The following is a 17,581-nucleotide window of genomic DNA, read 5'->3' as shown; positions in this document are numbered from 1 at the left end:
AATATAATTATCTTTTGGGTGAATAAATTTTAAACAAAATTGACACTAAACTTATGGAAGTGTCTTTTTAAAAATAACCATGAGGGTAAAAAATGAAACGTAATCTATTAGCAATCGCTATCCCTGCGCTTTTAGTCGCAGCTGGTGCAAATGCATCTATCGAAGTTTGGAACAAAGACGGCAATAAAGTTGACTTTTACGGTCGAGTAAAAGCAGCTAACAACATCACTGATCGTGGACAAGCAGGTGAAGGTGATGATACTTCAGCTCGTTTAGGTATGTCAGGCCAAACTCAAATCACTGATAGCGTAACTGGTTACGGCCGTTGGGAATATGAAGCTAAAGCTGGTAAAGATTCTAGCAATGAAGTGCGTTATGCATTTGCTGGTTTAAACTTTGGTGATGTTGGTTCATTTGACTATGGTCGTAACGACGGTGTGTTAAAAGCAATTACTGCTTATACTGACGTATTACCACAATTTGGTGGTGATGCAGCAAACAACGATTGGAACGTACTTTCAGCTCGAACTAAAGCTGTTGCAACTTACCGTAACAATAACTTCTTCGGTTTATTTAACGATTTAAGCTTTGCATTACAATATGCTGATAACGGTGATAACTCAAATAATTTTAGAGAAGATGCAATCAGAGGTGAATCTCGTGAAGCTTATGGTGCAAACGTTCAATGGAGCATCTTTGACACTGGTTTAACTGCTGGTGCAGGTTATGCACAAACTTCAAACAGTGTTAATCGTCAAAGCACTTGGGCTGGTGGTCTTAAATATAATAACTATAATTTATATTTAGGTGCTAACTACTTCCAATCTAAATTTAAAGATGTAATAGAATATGGACCGACGCATAGAGGTAATTATAAAACAGCTGATGTTAAAGTTAGAGGTTTTGAATTAGTAGCTCAATATGGTATTGATTTAGAAGTAGGTCGCTTAACTCCATCTTTAGCTTATGTTCAACATAAAGTTAAAGCTGATGGTGTGAATTTTGTCGAAGATAATATTCGTTACCACAATAGCGGATACAGCTCACCTGTAGTTAAATATGTATCTTTAGGTGCAACTTACGATTTAAACAAAAATTTCAGTGCAATTGTTGAATACAAATTCAACTTATTAGATCGTGATGATTACGGTGCAGCAAAAAATACAGTGAATGATCGTGGTCACGGAACTAAACCAGGTACTAAAGACGTGTTAGGTGTTGGTTTAATTTACCAATTCTAATTGCTTCTTAATATCTTATAAAAAGGCACTTCGGTGCCTTTTTTTATTTATTAAACCTCTTTCAAAGCAAAAGCACATTTTGTTATTAAAACATTTTACATTAAGTATTAAAATATTCGTAAATTCGCAGAATTAATCTAATTATCATTGTTAAATAGACAATGTGTACAATAAAATCTGTTTTATCTAATAAAAATAGATGTCACAGTAATAATATAATTGTTATTTATTAGCTATTAGTTATTACACCAAAAGCAAAGTAATTTGCATCTTTAATAATATAAAATACCTTTGAGGGTAAAAATGAAACGTAATCTATTAGCAATCGCTATTCCTGCACTTTTAATTGCAGGTACAGCAAACGCTTCTATTGAAGTGTGGAATAAAGATGGTAATAAAGTTGACTTTTATGGTCGTGTTTACGCATTAAACTATATTACTGATCGTAATAATCAAACGGGTGAAGGTGACAAAACCACTGCACGTTTAGGTATGTCAGGTCAAACACAAGTGACAGACAGCGTAACTGGCTATGGTCGTTGGGAGTATGAAGCAAAGACAGGTAAAAATGCTGATAATGAAACTCGTTATGCATTTGCTAGTTTAAACTTTGGTGATTTTGGTTCATTCGACTATGGTCGCAATGATGGTGTATTAAAAACATTAACATCTTACACTGACGTTTTACCAGAATTTGGTGGTGATGCTTCTGATAATGATCTTTATGCATTAACAGCTCGTACTAAAGCCGTTGCAACCTACCGTAATTCAGATTTCTTTGGCTTAGTGAATGGTTTACGTTTTGCCGTTCAATATGCGGATAACGGAGATAACAGCTCAACGCGTCATTTCGGTAATTATACTCTTAATGATAAACGCAATAGTGCTGAAGCATGGGGTTCTGTTGTTGATTGGGATGTACTTGATACAGGTTTATCGGTTGGTGCTGGTTATGCACAAACGGGTGGTCATAAGGATGCTAAAGCATGGTCAGCAGGTATCAAATATGATAACGACAACCTTTATTTAGCGGCGTTATATATTCAAGGTAAACAAAAATATGGTTGGGATAATGCCTCAACTACTCATAGCGCTGATGATTTAAAAACCAAAGGCTATGAATTAGTTGCTCAATATGGTATTGACTTTGAAGTGGGTCGCTTAACGCCATCTGTTGCTTATATCCAACATAAAGTTAAGGATGCATCTAGTTATTCAAGTGATGCAGGGCTTAAAGGTAATGATTTAGCTAAATATGTTGATGTTGGTTTAACTTATGACTTTAACAAAAACCTACAAGCTATTATCGATTATAAAATTAACTTGTTAGATAAAGATGATATCGGTGCACGCCGTGCTTTATATGAAGATGGTTCATTTACTAAATCACAAATCAAGGGCACAACAAAAGACACAGTGGCACTTGGTTTAATTTACCAATTCTAATTGATTGTATCTTTATTTTTAAAAGGCACTTCGGTGCCTTTTTTTATTATCTATTATCAATTAAATAACCCTTGCGCTTTGATTAATACTCTGTTAAAAATTAAAAAGAATATAATAATGAATTAGGATACGATGATGCTATATACCACACGTAAATTACTGGCTAAAAAAAATATTGCTTTAGTTGCTCACGATCACTTGAAAGATTCTTTATTAAATTGGTGTAAAAAAAATCGTGAAGAGCTTTCTCGTCATAATTTATGTGGCACGGGCACTACTGGAACATTAATAAAGCAAGAAACAGGATTAAATATCACGCCAATGTTAAGTGGTCCGATGGGGGGAGATCAGCAGATAGGTGCATTAATTGCAGAAGGTAAAATTGATATCTTAATCTTTTTTTGGGATCCACTTAATGCTGTACCTCATGATCCAGATGTGAAAGCATTGTTACGATTATCTACTGTTTGGAATATTCCAGTTGCCACTAATCAAGCCACAGCCAATGCATTAATTCAGTCCTCTATTTTTACGCAAGAAGTTGATATTGAAATTCCTGATTATCAAAACTATTTAAATCAAAGAGTTAAATAAATGCCAATACCATCTCAAATTCGTAAAACAGGTCGGCAAATACTTTTACTTGATAATCTGTTTATTGTCTTGGGTTTTTATGTTGTGTTTCCGCTTGTTTCAACCCACTTTGTTAGTCAAGTTGGTTGGAGTGCACTTTTTGTTGGTTTTGCGTTAGGATTTCGGCAATTTGTTCAACAAGGTTTTGGTATTATTGGTGGTGCTATTGCTGATCGATTTGGTGCTAAACCAATGATTGTTGCTGGCATGTTTTTACGTTGTGTTGGTTTTATTTCTATGGCGATTGCTAGTGAGCCTTGGTTATTATTACTTTCTTGCTTACTTTCAGCGTTAGGCGGACTACTATTTGATCCGCCTCGTATGGGACTGACTATTAAATTTACTCGTCCACATGAGCGAGGTAAGTTCATATCACTGTTAATGATACAAGATAATGCCGGAGCCGTAATAGGGGCTCTTATTGGTGGAATTTTAATTGATTATGACTTCCATTTAGTATGCTGGTGTGGTGCTTTTATTTTTTTCTTATGTGGAATTTTTAATTTTTTCTTCCTGCCAGCTTACCATATTGCTATTGGCAAAGCGCCTATTATTAATGGTATGAAAATGGTTATCAAAGATAAAAAGTTCACCCGCTATGTTCTTACGTTAACTGGTTATTATGTACTATGGGTGCAAATAATGTTGATGTTACCTTTAACAATCACAAACGTGTCAGGTAGCCCAAGTTATGTAAAATGGATGTATGCTATACAAGCTTCTATTTCTCTCGTACTGCTTTATCCACTTGCTCGATGGAGCGAAAAATATTTCAGATTAGATCAGCGCCTTAAATTTGGTCTATTTTTAATGTCATTTGCTTTTATTATTATTGGTTTTACATCACAATTAATCGTACTATTATCACTTATTGCACTGTTTTACTTTGGTGCAATTATTGCTGAACCAGCCCGTGAAACCTTGTCGACTGTATTAAGTAATCCCAAAGCAAAAGGTAGTTATATGGGATTTAGCCGTTTAGGGCTTGCGCTTGGTGGATTTATTGGTTATACCGGTGCAGGTTGGTTATATGATATTGCTATACAAATAGGATTTCCGCACCTTCCATGGATTGTGCTTACTACAATTGGACTATTAACTTTAAGTTATTTACATCATCAATTTAAAAATGAGTCGCCAATGCATCCTATTAAAATGCGGAAGATTGGCTAATTTCGCCATCTTTAAATAAAATCGCTTCGCCAGTATTAAGTTTTTGCCATATCTCATTTGAAGTTAATGGTAAGGTTGAAATGATAGTAACAATATCATTGGGTGTTGTATGTTTTTGAAAATCAATTTCTACATCTTCGTCCAGTAATTTTGCTTTGCCAAATGGTGCTTTACGGGTTATCCAATGCAAATTCGTTGTGCAATAGGCAAACACATATTGCCCATCAGAAAGTAGCATATTGAATATGCCTAGTTGGCTTAATTGATCGGCACATTGCTTAATAAAATTAAATAGCTCAAGATCATCGACAGGTTTTTGCGAATATTTTTGCTGTAATTGATTAATTAAATAGCAAAAGGCAAATTCGCTATCGGTTTCTCCAACAGGTTGAAAAAGCCCTGTATCTAAATTTTGGTAATTGGTTAATTGTCCATTGTGGGCAAAAGTCCAATTTTTACCCCAGAGTTCACGGGTGAATGGGTGGGTATTTTCTAGTGCGACACCGCCTCGATTTGCTTGTCGAATATGAGCAATCACAGCTTTAGATTTGATGGGATATTCTTTCACCATTTTAGCAATAGGCGAATAGCTACAAGGCTCTGGATCTTTAAATGTTCGGCAGCCTTTTCCTTCATAGAAAGTAATTCCCCAACCATCTTTATGAGGACCTTTGTCCCCACCTCGTTTTATTAGGCTTGTAAAACTAAAACAAATATCGGTTGGTACATTGGCGCTCATACCCAATAATTCGCACATATTATTTAGCCATCTCTTTTTCAATTAACAGAATAAGAATATGAATAACTTTGATGTGGATTTCTTGCACACGATCGGCATAACCAAAATGCGGAACACGAATATCAACATCAGCAAGTCCATTCATCTTACCACCATCTTTACCAGTTAACGTAATAATTTTCATCCCTTTTTGTTTTGCTGCTTCAATTGCCTTAAGCACGTTAGCTGAGTTCCCTGAAGTAGAGATACCTAAAAGTACATCACCTTTCTGGCCTACACCCTCAACATAACGTGAAAAAATAGAATCAAATCCAAAATCATTACCAACACACGAAATGTGACTTACATCTGATATGGCAATCGCTGGATAAGCAGGGCGATTATCACGATAGCGACCAGTTAATTCTTCAGCAAAATGCATAGCATCACAATGAGAGCCACCATTACCACATGATAAAACTTTACCACTATGTTTAAACGAATCAGCAATTAAAATAGCTGCTTTTTGGATTTGTTGGAGATTTTTATCGTCTGAAACAAAATTAGTTAATACGTCAATAGCTTGGTTTAATTCATCACGAATATTGTCAATATACACAGGTATTTCTCCATCAATAATAAATAAATTTATAGACTATTGTAATTTGTTCAAAATAGCTTGCAAGCGATAAAATAAAATTCCTTATTTTGACAAAAGATTTTAGAAAGTATGCTGTTAAGTGTAAAAATAAGGATTGAAATAAAAATAAATTAAAATTATTTCTAATCATAATGGTTGAAATAACAACAAAATTTAAATTAATTTTAAACTTAACAAATAATACATTTGCAATAGTTAAATTCTTTGCGTTTATTTTAAATAATATATTGGGTAGAACTTGGTCGTAACGCCATTTGCCAATAGGATAAGTCTTTAATTCGTGATACAATTTACTAAGTATTTTTTCACGCAAAACAGAGTGAAATGGCATTTAAAATAGAATTAATAAGGAATTAATATGCAAACGATTGAAGGTAAAGTTGCTGCACCAAAAGCTAAAGTTGCAATTGTAGTGGCACGTTTTAATCATTTTATTAATGATAGCCTAGTAAATGGTGCAATTGATGCATTGACACGTATTGGACAAGTTGATGATAAAAATATCACTGTTATTTGGGTTCCCGGTGCTTATGAAATTCCTCTAGCTGTTAAAGTTGCTGCACAGTCCAAAAAATATGATGCCGTTGTGGCGTTAGGTACCGTAATTCGTGGTAGTACAGCGCATTTTGATTTTGTTGCTGGTGAATCAAGCTCTGGATTATTAAGTACAAGTTTAGACAACACTATTCCAGTAGGATTTGGTATTTTAACCACCGAAAGTATAGAACAAGCAATTGAACGTGCAGGCACTAAGGCAGGCAATAAAGGAGCTGAAGCTGCATTAACTGCGCTGGAAATGCTAAATATTATTAAAGCAATTAAGGAGTAATTTTGTGGCATTAGTTAATCCTCGTCGTCGAGCAAGAGAATGTGCGGTACAAGCCATTTACTCTTGGCAAGTTTCCAGAAACGATCTGGCTGATGTTGAGACAAGTTTTATTACAGAACAAGATATGAAAGGCGTCGATTCTAAGTATTTTCGTGAATTATTAAATGGTGTAGCAAAAAATACTACCGAATTAGATGATAAAATGACGCCTTATCTCACTGAACGATCTGTTGATGAATTAGGACAAATTGAATTAGCGATACTTAGAATCGCACTGTATGAATTAATGAAACGTCAAGATGTGCCCTATAAAGTGGTAATTAATGAAGCCATTGATTTAACAAAAACCTTCGGTGCTGCTGACAGCCATAAATTTGTTAATGGCGTATTAGATAAAATAGCCCCAACCATTCGTACGCGATAACCGATTAATTGTGAGATTGATATGAACGACAATACCGAAAAAAATAAACCATCTATTTTTTACGCAAAAAATAGTGAATCTAAAAAGCATTCTCGCTCGGCTATTGAAAAGCCTTCTCGATGGAAAGACAAACGTAAAGATGATTCATCTCAGTTGAAATCTAAACGAGATCGTCATGATCGTATTGAAACATTCAAATCTCGAAATGATAAATCTGAGTTTGCAAAAAAGCGTTTTAATGTTGAACTTAATCAATCTCAATCATCTATCGATAATGATTCACCATGGCAAAAAAAGGTTCGTGATAATGAGCAAGTACCTACTTTTGGCTATGATGGCTATCGCCAACGTAAAGAAGAAACTTTAGTTTATAGTGAAAATAGCTGTAAAGCAGTTTTCAAACATCGACGCACAGCTATTGTTAAACTATTTATTACCCAAGAGATGACTTACCAGTTTAAAGATCTAATAGACTGGTTAGTCAAACAACGGTTAGGTTATGATGTTATCTCTAGTGAGCAAATTAGTAAAATAACTCAAACTCAACACCATGGCGGTGTCTGCCTAATTGTAAAAAAACGTGTTCCACTTACCTTATTGGATTATTTAGAAAATAATAGTAATAAAGATCATGATTGTATTTTAGCTATTGACGATGTTCATAATCCCCATAATTTAGGTGGCTTAATTCGTAGTGCTGCTTTTTATGGTGTTAATGGCGTTATATTACGTCAAACAAATTTACTTGATAGTGGCGCTGCTATGCGGGTATCAGAAGGTGGAATAGAAGCCATTACGGTAATTAAAAGTGACGATTTTATTGCTTCAATCGATATGCTTAAACAACATAGCTATCAAGTTGTTGCGCTATTACCTTGTCAGGCAAAATCCATTGCATCAAGTGAATTATATAAAACCCGATTTAACAAAAAAGTTGCTGTAGTTATTTTTCAGCAAATCAACATGAAGTTGATTAATCATGCTGATGTCGTCTTGCATTTACAAGGTAATGAAAATATGCCGGCACTTAATATTTCTGTAGCAACGGGGATTTTATTATCAAATTTACAAAAATAAATCTTTGTCATTTCATCTTTCTTATCAGATTAATCAATGAGAAAAATGATAACGTTATTTTTTATTGATGATAGATATCAATAGCATCATTTGGTTAGAAATTACATTTTTTTTCTGTAGAGTGTGAACAAGTATTTAAATATGTCGGTAGCAGTTATGTCGTCTAAATATAAAGTTGGTTTAATTTTCGGTAAATTTTATCCTTTACATCGTGGCCATGTTTATTTAATTGAAAAAGCCGTAAGTGAAGTTGATGAATTGCATATTTTTCTTGGTTGTGAAGCATTACGTGATAAACAGCTATTTAATAAAAGCCGACTTCCCAAGCAACCTCAAGTAAGTGATCGTTTTTCATGGTTAAAAACGACATTTAAAGATCGTCACAATATTCATATTCATATTCTTGATGAAGCAGGTATTGATTTTTACCCTAACGGTTGGCAAGATTGGAGTTGTCGTGTTAAGCAACTCCTTGCCGAACATAAAATTACTCCCGATGTTATTTTTACCAGTGAACCTCAAGATGCCAAAAACCATGAACACTATTTTGGTTGTTCGGTTTCTATTGTTGATGCTGATCGGCATTTTATGAATATCAGTGCCACACAAATCCGTGAAAACCCTTATAAAAATTGGTCTTTTATTGCACGAGCAGCAAAGCCTTTTTTTGTTAAAAAAGTGGCTATTATTGGGAAAAATAGATTTTATGACCTACCTATTCAACTTGCTAATATCTATAATACTCAATATGTATCAAATGGCTATATTAATTATATTGAACGAGAAATCTCAATTCACCATAACAAACGTTATTTGAATAATTCCGATTATATTAAAATTGCAATGCTACATGTTGAACGACTTGCAAAAGCCGTTGAAACTGCGAATAAACTTGTTTTTACTTCAATTGACTTTGAAACATTAGCACGGTATTACAATCAAATCTTTGAAAAAGAAAGTGATGTTTTAAATGCACTTAAAAACAGTTACCATTTTGATTTAGTGATTCACGAGAAAGACTTAAAACAAAAATGCTCCCAACTGGAATATTTTGAAACAGTTTCAAAGAAGGTTGAAGCATTATTGATTTAGTTCATCACATTTATTCTGGCTTGTGTTAAAATAATCTAAATCTTTGTGCTAGGTAAATTTTATGTCTCAATCTTCTGATAAATCAGATAACACAAACCAAGGAAAAATTGATTTTGGTTACACACAAGTACCCAAACAAGAAAAAGTAAAACGTGTTGCTGAAGTATTTCACTCAGTTGCTGATAAATATGATGTTATGAATGATCTCATGTCATTTGGCATACATCGTATTTGGAAAAAAATCACCATTGAATATAGCAGTGTGCGTAAAGGTCAAAAAGTTTTAGACCTGGCAGGCGGCACTGGTGATTTAACAGCAAAATTTTCACAACTTGTTGGCGATGATGGATTAGTTGTGTTAGCCGATATTAACGAATCAATGTTAAAAGTTGGGCGAGACAAACTACGCGACAAAGGCTTAATTAAAAATATTGAATATGTACAAGCAAATGCTGAAGAACTTCCTTTTGCAGATAACTATTTTGATTGTATTACTATCTCATTTGGTTTACGCAATGTGACCGATAAAGAAAAAGCATTACGATCCATGTGGCGAGTATTAAAACCTGGCGGGCGTTTATTAATTCTTGAATTCTCTAAACCGCAATATCAAATCCTGAATAAAGCGTATGATCTATACTCATTTACCATGTTACCATTGATGGGGAAAATAGTGGCAAATGATTCTGAAAGTTATCGTTATTTAGCTGAATCCATTCGTATGCATCCTGATCAAAATACACTGAAAAAAATGATGGAAGATGCAGGATTTGTCGATGTGAAATATCACAATATGACTGGTGGTATAGTTGCGTTACATACTGGCTTTAAATTTTGATGCGATGAATAATAATGACATTTTTTAGACTGTTTAAAATATTAACTGTATTCCGAGCTTATCAATTAAATGAATTGTTACCAAAACATCGTTCATCAAAATGGTTGCGCACTTTATCATTTTGTATGTTTTGGGTTAGAGCTAAAGCAAAACATCAAGAAATCGGTGAACGTTTACGACTAGCATTACAAGAACTAGGTCCAGTTTGGGTGAAAATTGGACAAATGATCTCAACTCGGCGTGATATTTTACCAAAACACATAGCCGATGCTTTGGCAAAATTACAAGACCAAGTTAACCCTTTTGACGGTAAAATTGCCAAACAAATAATTGAGTCAGCTTTAGAGCAGCCAATTGATTATTATTTTGCAGATTTTGACGAAAAACCAATAGCATCAGCATCAATAGCACAAGTTCATAAGGCGATATTAAAACGTAGTCAAGCCGAAGTAGTTATCAAAGTATTGCGTCCTAACATTTTACACGTTATCCAAGCCGATATTAGTTTGATGTATTGGGTGGCTAAACAATTAACTAAGCGGATTGAATCAGGCGAAAAATTACGAGCGGTTGAAATAGTGCATGATTATGAAATGACACTATTAAAAGAGTTAGATTTACAAAAAGAAGCTTACAACACGGCTAGATTACGCGATAATTTTATCAATAGCGACATTTTATATATCCCTTATGTTTACCAAGATTTATGCCGAAAAAATGTGATAGTTGAAGAGCGTATCAAAGGGATTCCCATTGCAGATATCAATCAGTTAAAGCAAAATAATGTTGATATGAAATTACTTGCAGAACGAGGAGTACAAGCTTTCTTTACCCAAGTGTTTCGCGATAACTTTTTTCATGCTGACATGCATCCAGGTAACATTTTTGTTGATATTACTGAACCACAAAATCCACGTTATATTGGTATTGATTGTGCCATTGTTGGTATATTAAGTGCTGATGATCAACGCTATCTTGCAGAAAATTTCTTAGCATTTTTCAATCGAGATTATCGAAAAATAGCCGAAACCTATATTGCATCAGGCTGGGTACCAGCAACAACGGATGTTATTGCACTTGAAATGGCAATGCGCAATGTATGTGAGCCAGCTTTTGCAAAACCACTTTCTGAAATCTCATTTTCACAGATTTTACTACAATTATTTCAAGTCGCTCGTCAATTTGATATGGATATCCAACCCCAACTAACCTTACTTGAAAAAACACTATTTTATATTGAAGGACTTGGTCGTCAGCTTTATCCAGAACTTGATTTGTGGCAAACAGCAAAGCCATTTTTAGAAAAGTGGTATCGAGATAAATATAGTGCTAAAAAGATACTACAACAAGCTTGGGAATCGCTGCCTCAGTGGCGGGTCATGTTGCCACAGTTACCAGAAAAATTAAATGATTATGAACGAATTTCCAAACAAATGAATGTTCAATTACAACAAATCAATCAAGAACTTCAGCGTAGAAAAAAGCGTGAACAAAATTTATATACAGTGATTGCACTATTTTGTGCATTATGTATTATTATATTAATTGTGCATTAAGAATTGAGCACAAAACTAGTTATTTGGGAAAATTGTAGTTTGTGTGTATAATTTAGGTATTAACCTTACTGGAGATAATTATCATGATGCCAAGCTTGCCTCAACTCCTCATATTAGTTGCTGTTGTTGTTTTGTTATTTGGAACAAAAAAATTACGAACATTAGGCTCCGATCTTGGCGCATCAATTAAAGGCTTTAAAAAAGCGATGAATGATGATGACGGCCACGACCAAAAAGAGCACGACAATTTACAAAAAGTCGAAAATATCGACTCATCAGAAACTAACAATACAGATACTAACAATAGCAAAAAAGAGTAACCCGTGTTCGACATCAGCTTTGGTCAGTTATTATTGGTATTAATTATTGGTCTGGTGGTTTTAGGACCAGAACGATTACCTATTGCCATAAAAACAGTTGCAGGATGGATAAAAGTACTCCGCCGAATGTCTGCTACTGTACAGTTAGAATTAAATAAAGAACTTAAGCTACAAGAGTTACAAGACAGTCTAAAAAAGGCTGAACAAAGTGGTTTAACAACACTTACGCCAGAGATTCAAGAATCAATTGATGATTTAAAGCGCGTAACAGAATCATTACAAAACGAGATCGACTCTGCAACGGTGATCGATTCTCACTCTCACTCAGATAAAAATAAATCATGACCGACGACGCTACACAACCATTAATTGGACATCTTGTTGAACTTAGAACACGGCTTCTACGCTCTATTATCTGTATTTTGCTAGTATTAGCTTGCTTACTCTATTTTTCCAATGATATTTATCATATCGTGGCAAATCCACTTATCAGCCAATTACCTCAAGGTAGTAGCATGATAGCAACAGATATTGCAGCGCCATTTTTTACCCCAATTAAGCTAACTGCTGTGGTGGCAATATTTATCTCAATTCCTTACATACTGTATCAAGTTTGGGGATTTATCGCACCAGCGCTATATCAACATGAAAAACGTCTAGTAATGCCGTTAATTGTATCAAGCACAATTCTCTTTTATCTTGGTATTGCATTTGCTTACTTTGTGGTGTTTCCACTAGCATTTTACTTTTTTATTCACACTGCACCTATTGATGTAGCTATCAATACAGATATTACAAAATACCTTGATTTTGTAATGACACTCTTTATTGTTTTTGGGTTTGCTTTCGAAGTGCCCGTTGCCATTATACTACTTTGTTGGACAGGGATAACTACGCCTAAAAGTCTACGAAAAAAGCGCCCTTATATAATTGTTGGAGTGTTTGCCGTTGCAATGTTTGTTACACCTCCCGATGTATTTTCACAAATATTATTAGCTGTACCTATCTGTTTACTATTTGAAATCGGCACTTTTTTTGCCCGTTTTTATCAACCACGAAAAAATGACAAAACAGAAGATAACGACAGTTATGAATCTGATAAAGATAGTTAACAGATAAAAGATGAATTAACTGAATAATTAAGGATAATAAGTCATAATGAAGACCTCATTACCTGATTTTAATTGTGCCAATGTATTAGTTGTAGGCGATATTATGTTAGATCGCTATTGGTATGGAGGAACTAATCGGATATCCCCCGAAGCGCCAGTACCTGTAGTTAAAATTGACTCTTTAGAAGAGCGACCAGGTGGTGCGGCTAATGTTGCTATGAATATTACATCGCTTTGTGGTAACGCGAGACTAATCGGATTGACAGGTATTGATGAACCAGCCAAAATTCTTGATGAACAGCTAAGTAAACACAAAGTTCAATGTGATTTTGTCTCTGTTTCAACACACCCAACCATAACTAAACTACGAGTCCTATCACGCAATCAACAATTGATCCGTATTGATTTTGAAGAAGGATTTGGCAATATTGATGCAACTCCTATTCTTGAGCGTATTCAAACAGCATTGGCGACGCATAAAGTATTGGTTTTGTCGGACTATGCTAAAGGAGCATTATCAGCAGTTCAAGCAATAATTAAGCTTGCTAATCAAGCAAATGTACCAATTTTAGTTGATCCTAAAGGGACTGATTTTGAACGTTACCGCGGTGCAACAATCTTAACCCCTAATATGTCAGAGTTTGAGGCGGTAGTTGGTCATTGTCAAAGTGAAGATGAAATCATAGAAAAAGGCCACCAACTGATTAAACAGTACCAACTAAAAGCGCTATTGGTTACACGAAGCGAAAAAGGCATGACATTGCTTCAATTAGATAAACCAACTTATCATCTACCGACTCAAGCTAAAGAAGTATTTGATGTCACAGGTGCTGGCGATACTGTAATTGCCACATTAGCTGCAGCTTTAGCCGCAGGGCAATCTTTAGAGGAAAGCTGTTTCTTAGCCAATGCGGCAGCGGGTGTTGTTGTTGGTAAACTTGGCACTTCAACAGTATCACAAGTAGAGTTAAGTAATGCCATTCGAGCACGTGCCGATGACGGATTTGGTGTAATGACAGAAGAAGAACTCAAAGAAGAAGTTCAAAAAGCACGGATGCGTGGTGAAAAAATTGTCATGACCAATGGTTGCTTTGATATTTTACACGCAGGACATGTTTCTTACCTTGCTAATGCGCGTAAACTTGGTGATCGTCTAATAGTTGCAGTGAACAGCGATGCCTCGGTTAAGCAGTTAAAAGGTGAATCAAGACCAATAAACCCACTTATGCAACGAATGATTGTATTAGGTGCACTTGATTCAGTTGATTGGGTCGTACCATTTGAGGAAGAAACACCACAACGATTAATAGCCACTATTTTACCCGATGTATTAGTCAAAGGTGGCGATTATAAACCTGAAAATATAGCAGGCGGTAAAGAAGTTATTGCTGCTGGTGGAACTGTTAAAGTGCTCAATTTTGAAGATGGATGTTCAACAACCAACATTATTAACGCAATAAAAAGAACGCTAAGCTAAATAATCACAAATAAAATTGGCTACTTGGAAATAAGTAGCTGATCGGCTTTTCAGCTCTTAATAACCTTAGTTAATTCTTGTTTAAGATAAAAATCGGCAAAAAAAATTAATACAACTTTAATTAATCGGTAATAACTATTGTTAAATTTCAAAATTAATACTTTTTTTATTGTGATCTTTATGCAAAGCTAATAAGCAAATAACGAAAAAGAGTATTAAGGATATTTTATGACCAAACATTATGATTACATTGCCATTGGTGGTGGTAGTGGAGGGATAGCATCAATTAATCGAGCTGCGTCCTATGGAAAAAAATGTGCCATTATTGAAGCCAAATTATTAGGTGGAACCTGTGTTAATGTTGGTTGTGTACCCAAAAAAGTAATGTGGTATGGTGCTCAAATTGCAGAAGCTATTAAACATTATGGTCCTGATTACGGTTTTGATACCACTATTAATCAATTCAATTGGGATAAATTAATTGCTAGCCGAACTGCTTATATTGATCGCATTCATCAGTCTTATGATCGGGTACTTACTAATAACAAAGTTGACGTCATTCATGGCTATGCAAAATTTGTTGACTCTCACACCGTTGAGGTAAATGGCGAACACTATAGTGCTGATCATATTCTAATTGCTGTTGGCGGAAAACCAAGCATTCCCAATATTCCAGGTGCGCAATATGGCATTACTTCAGATGGCTTTTTTGCTCTAAAAGCCTTGCCAAAACGTGTGGCAGTTGTTGGCGCAGGTTATATTGCTTGCGAAATAGCAAGTGTATTACACGCTTTGGGCGCACAAACACATCAATTTGTTCGCAATGCTACACCACTACGATCTTTTGATCCGCTTATTGTTGAAACCTTAATGGAAGTTATTGCTACTGAAGGACAACAATTACATACTTTTGCGGTTCCAAAATCGGTAATTAAAAATAGTGATAATTCACTAACATTAAACCTCGAAAATGGCGAAAGTTACACAGTTGATTGTTTAATTTGGGCGATTGGACGTGATCCAGCAACAAATGACATGAATTTACAGGCGGCAGGAATTGCGGTTGATAATAAAGGTTTTGTTATCGTCGACAAATACCAAAATACCAATGTCCCAGGCATCTATTCTGTCGGTGATGATATTACAGGCGCTATAGCGTTAACACCTGTTGCAGTTGCCGCAGGGCGCCGCTTATCAGAAAGGTTATTTAACAATAAACCTGATGAACATTTAGATTACAGTAATATTCCGACCGTCGTATTTACTCATCCTGCAATTGGTACAGTAGGATTGACTGAACCAGAAGCAATACAGCAGTATGGTGAAGAAAACGTAAAAGTGTATAAATCAACATTTACAGCAATGTACACCGCAGTAACACAGCATCGACAACCTTGTCGAATGAAATTAGTATGCGTGGGGAGAGATGAAAAAATTGTTGGTATTCATGGCATTGGTTACGGAATGGACGAAATGTTACAAGGCTTTGCAGTAGCGCTTAAAATGGGAGCAACTAAAAAAGACTTTGATAATACGGTGGCTATTCACCCAACTGCTGCCGAAGAGTTTGTTACCATGCGTTAAAAACGACCGATAATAGTAATAAAAAAGCAGGCTATTAGTCCTGCTTTTTTGTTAATATTTTTATATATTAGGGCGTGTTGATCTTTCGTGATTATTTTTTAGACGGCATGATGTGAGTTATAATAATTCTGCAAAAAACAACCATAACTCGATTCATCATGCCAAGAACAATGCTAACAGATAAACGGTGGGAAAAGCTACTACAAATAATGAAAAATACCGGTCGAGTTTATAATAAATCCGAGCATCGGATGACGTTTGAAGGGATCCTTTTCCGAATGAGAACTGGTATTCCTTGGCGAGATTTGCCAGAAGAGTTTGGTGAATGGAGCACTGTCTATAGACGATTTAATTTGTAGTCTAAAAAAGGAATATTAGTTGATATTTTCAAACATTTATCACAACTAGCGGATTTTGAATGGGTGTTCCTAGATGGCTCGATTATCAGGGCTCATCAACATAGTATAGGCGCTACAACGGAGCATTCCGAGCAAATAGGTCAGAGCTGTGGTAGTCATTCAACTAAAATTCATCTTGCGGTTGATAGTGGTGGTTTGCCTATTTGTTTTGAGCTTTCTGAAGGACAACGACATGATATCACTTATGCAGAAAACCTAGTTGAAAGGCTCGATGAAGTGAATACAGTGATAGCCGATAAAGGTTATGACAGCGAGCCTTTTCGGTGCTTTGTTCGTCAAAAAGGCGGACGAACGGTGATTGCTAAATGTAATTATGGTAAGGATATAGATAAAAGCAGTATGGATAGGTGCCTTTATCGCTATCGTCATGGAATGGCAACACATTTTCAAACAAAAAAATTAAGGGGTAAGTGTTTTTTAAATTCAACGGGAGGCAAGTAGCCTAACGAAGAATGTAATCGTTTATGATTATACCAATAAGCATAAGCCGAAAAAGCGCGTTGTAACTCAGCTGTTGAGTTGAAACGTTGGCCTTTTACAAATTCCGTTTTAATTGTTTTAAATGTCGCTTCCGCTACCGCATTGTCATATGGACATCCTTTCTTGCTTAATGAATGCGTGATATTAAATGTCTTAAAACACGCCTCTAATAACCGATTATCAAACTCTTTACCGCGGTCTGAATGAAATAAATCTAATTTCGATAATGGCAGTTTAATTTGGCTTAATGCCGACATAACAAGCTCTGCTGTTTTATGTTGGCCAACATGGTAACCGACAATCTGCCTATCGGATAAGTTCACTAAAACACATAAATAGTTCCAACGTTGCTTAACTTGAATATAGGTTAAATCTGCAACAACAATTTGTTTTTTATCACCTACATCAAATTGTCGTTGCAGGTGATTTTCTGTGGCGGTTTCATTCACTTCCGTATTGTGAGATTGATAACGTTTAACGGTGTATTTTGATACCAGCAAT

The 17,581-nt window shown here is 35.3% G+C and carries 17 protein-coding genes and 2 pseudogenes; 16 read left to right on the top strand and 3 right to left on the bottom strand.

The genetic code is table 11. The features are described 5' to 3' along the window. The first annotated feature begins 92 nt into the window (after positions 1-92). From A9G35_RS00530 to mdtH, 4 genes are all read left to right on the top strand, one after another. Positions 93-1,241, top strand: coding sequence for a porin (locus A9G35_RS00530; protein ID WP_065635252.1), 1,149 nt, complete (start codon positions 93-95; stop codon positions 1,239-1,241). Positions 1,242-1,544: 303 nt separating this feature from the next. Continuing rightward, positions 1,545-2,687: a porin gene (locus A9G35_RS00525; RefSeq protein ID WP_065635251.1), complete on the top strand. Its 1,143-nt coding sequence runs from the start codon at positions 1,545-1,547 to the stop codon at positions 2,685-2,687. Between the two features lie 135 nt (positions 2,688-2,822). Further along, positions 2,823-3,281, top strand: coding sequence for a methylglyoxal synthase (locus A9G35_RS00520; protein ID WP_065635250.1), 459 nt, complete (start codon positions 2,823-2,825; stop codon positions 3,279-3,281). Further along, entirely contained in the window at positions 3,282-4,493 is a 1,212-nt protein-coding gene (mdtH, locus tag A9G35_RS00515) for a multidrug efflux MFS transporter MdtH (RefSeq protein ID WP_065560923.1), read from the top strand. Here the strand turns inward: mdtH and A9G35_RS00510 are convergent. Continuing rightward, entirely contained in the window at positions 4,471-5,250 is a 780-nt protein-coding gene (locus A9G35_RS00510) for a class II glutamine amidotransferase (protein WP_065609065.1), read from the bottom strand. The genes mdtH and A9G35_RS00510 overlap by 23 nt on opposite strands. Before the next feature lies 1 nt (position 5,251). Next, positions 5,252-5,830 (bottom strand): D-sedoheptulose 7-phosphate isomerase, encoded by a 579-nt coding sequence (gene lpcA / locus A9G35_RS00505; protein WP_065560925.1) that lies wholly within the window; start codon positions 5,828-5,830, stop codon positions 5,252-5,254. Between the two features lie 400 nt (positions 5,831-6,230). On the opposite strand from lpcA, the gene ribH reads away from it, so the two are divergent. From ribH to A9G35_RS13790, 12 genes and pseudogenes are all read left to right on the top strand, one after another. Further along, positions 6,231-6,701, top strand: a complete 471-nt coding sequence (ribH, locus tag A9G35_RS00495) for a 6,7-dimethyl-8-ribityllumazine synthase (RefSeq protein WP_034911536.1) — start codon at positions 6,231-6,233, stop codon at positions 6,699-6,701. Positions 6,702-6,705: 4 nt separating this feature from the next. After that, a complete protein-coding gene (nusB, locus tag A9G35_RS00490) occupies positions 6,706-7,125 on the top strand; it encodes a transcription antitermination factor NusB (protein WP_065560927.1) in 420 nt (139 codons plus the stop codon). Between the two features lie 21 nt (positions 7,126-7,146). Then, a complete protein-coding gene (locus A9G35_RS00485) occupies positions 7,147-8,202 on the top strand; it encodes a TrmH family RNA methyltransferase (RefSeq protein WP_065635249.1) in 1,056 nt (351 codons plus the stop codon). A gap of 141 nt (positions 8,203-8,343) precedes the next feature. Next, positions 8,344-9,294, top strand: a complete 951-nt coding sequence (gene nadR, locus A9G35_RS00480; protein ID WP_081300070.1) for a multifunctional transcriptional regulator/nicotinamide-nucleotide adenylyltransferase/ribosylnicotinamide kinase NadR — start codon at positions 8,344-8,346, stop codon at positions 9,292-9,294. Positions 9,295-9,355: 61 nt separating this feature from the next. Next, positions 9,356-10,132, top strand: coding sequence for a bifunctional demethylmenaquinone methyltransferase/2-methoxy-6-polyprenyl-1,4-benzoquinol methylase UbiE (gene ubiE / locus A9G35_RS00475; RefSeq protein WP_065635247.1), 777 nt, complete (start codon positions 9,356-9,358; stop codon positions 10,130-10,132). A 14-nt stretch (positions 10,133-10,146) separates the two neighbouring features. Continuing rightward, on the top strand, positions 10,147-11,688 hold the full coding sequence (gene ubiB, locus A9G35_RS00470; protein ID WP_065635246.1) for a ubiquinone biosynthesis regulatory protein kinase UbiB: 1,542 nt from the start codon (positions 10,147-10,149) through the stop codon (positions 11,686-11,688). An 83-nt stretch (positions 11,689-11,771) separates the two neighbouring features. Then, positions 11,772-12,008, top strand: coding sequence for a twin-arginine translocase TatA/TatE family subunit (gene tatA, locus A9G35_RS00465; RefSeq protein WP_065574409.1), 237 nt, complete (start codon positions 11,772-11,774; stop codon positions 12,006-12,008). A 3-nt stretch (positions 12,009-12,011) separates the two neighbouring features. After that, a pseudogene (gene tatB, locus A9G35_RS00460) lies at positions 12,012-12,299 on the top strand (Sec-independent protein translocase protein TatB); the annotation flags it as partial. Positions 12,300-12,349: 50 nt separating this feature from the next. Beyond that, entirely contained in the window at positions 12,350-13,120 is a 771-nt protein-coding gene (gene tatC, locus A9G35_RS00455) for a twin-arginine translocase subunit TatC (protein ID WP_065609060.1), read from the top strand. Positions 13,121-13,166: 46 nt separating this feature from the next. After that, positions 13,167-14,597: a bifunctional D-glycero-beta-D-manno-heptose-7-phosphate kinase/D-glycero-beta-D-manno-heptose 1-phosphate adenylyltransferase HldE gene (hldE, locus tag A9G35_RS00450; protein ID WP_065635245.1), complete on the top strand. Its 1,431-nt coding sequence runs from the start codon at positions 13,167-13,169 to the stop codon at positions 14,595-14,597. Positions 14,598-14,825: 228 nt separating this feature from the next. After that, a complete protein-coding gene (gene gorA / locus A9G35_RS00445; RefSeq protein WP_065635244.1) occupies positions 14,826-16,181 on the top strand; it encodes a glutathione-disulfide reductase in 1,356 nt (451 codons plus the stop codon). A gap of 158 nt (positions 16,182-16,339) precedes the next feature. Further along, positions 16,340-16,969 (top strand): annotated as a pseudogene (locus tag A9G35_RS13790) (IS5 family transposase); the annotation flags it as partial. Positions 16,970-16,986: 17 nt separating this feature from the next. Here A9G35_RS13790 and A9G35_RS00435 read toward each other — a convergent pair. Continuing rightward, positions 16,987-17,581: IS3 family transposase (locus A9G35_RS00435; RefSeq protein WP_065635243.1), on the bottom strand; the 595-nt coding region annotated here is incomplete at its 5' end.

Source organism: Gilliamella sp. Choc5-1, from assembly GCF_001690595.1.
GTDB lineage: Bacteria > Pseudomonadota > Gammaproteobacteria > Enterobacterales > Orbaceae > Gilliamella > Gilliamella apicola_M.
Note: the sequence above shows the minus strand (reverse complement) of the source record. Positions and strands in the feature narration are given on the sequence as shown.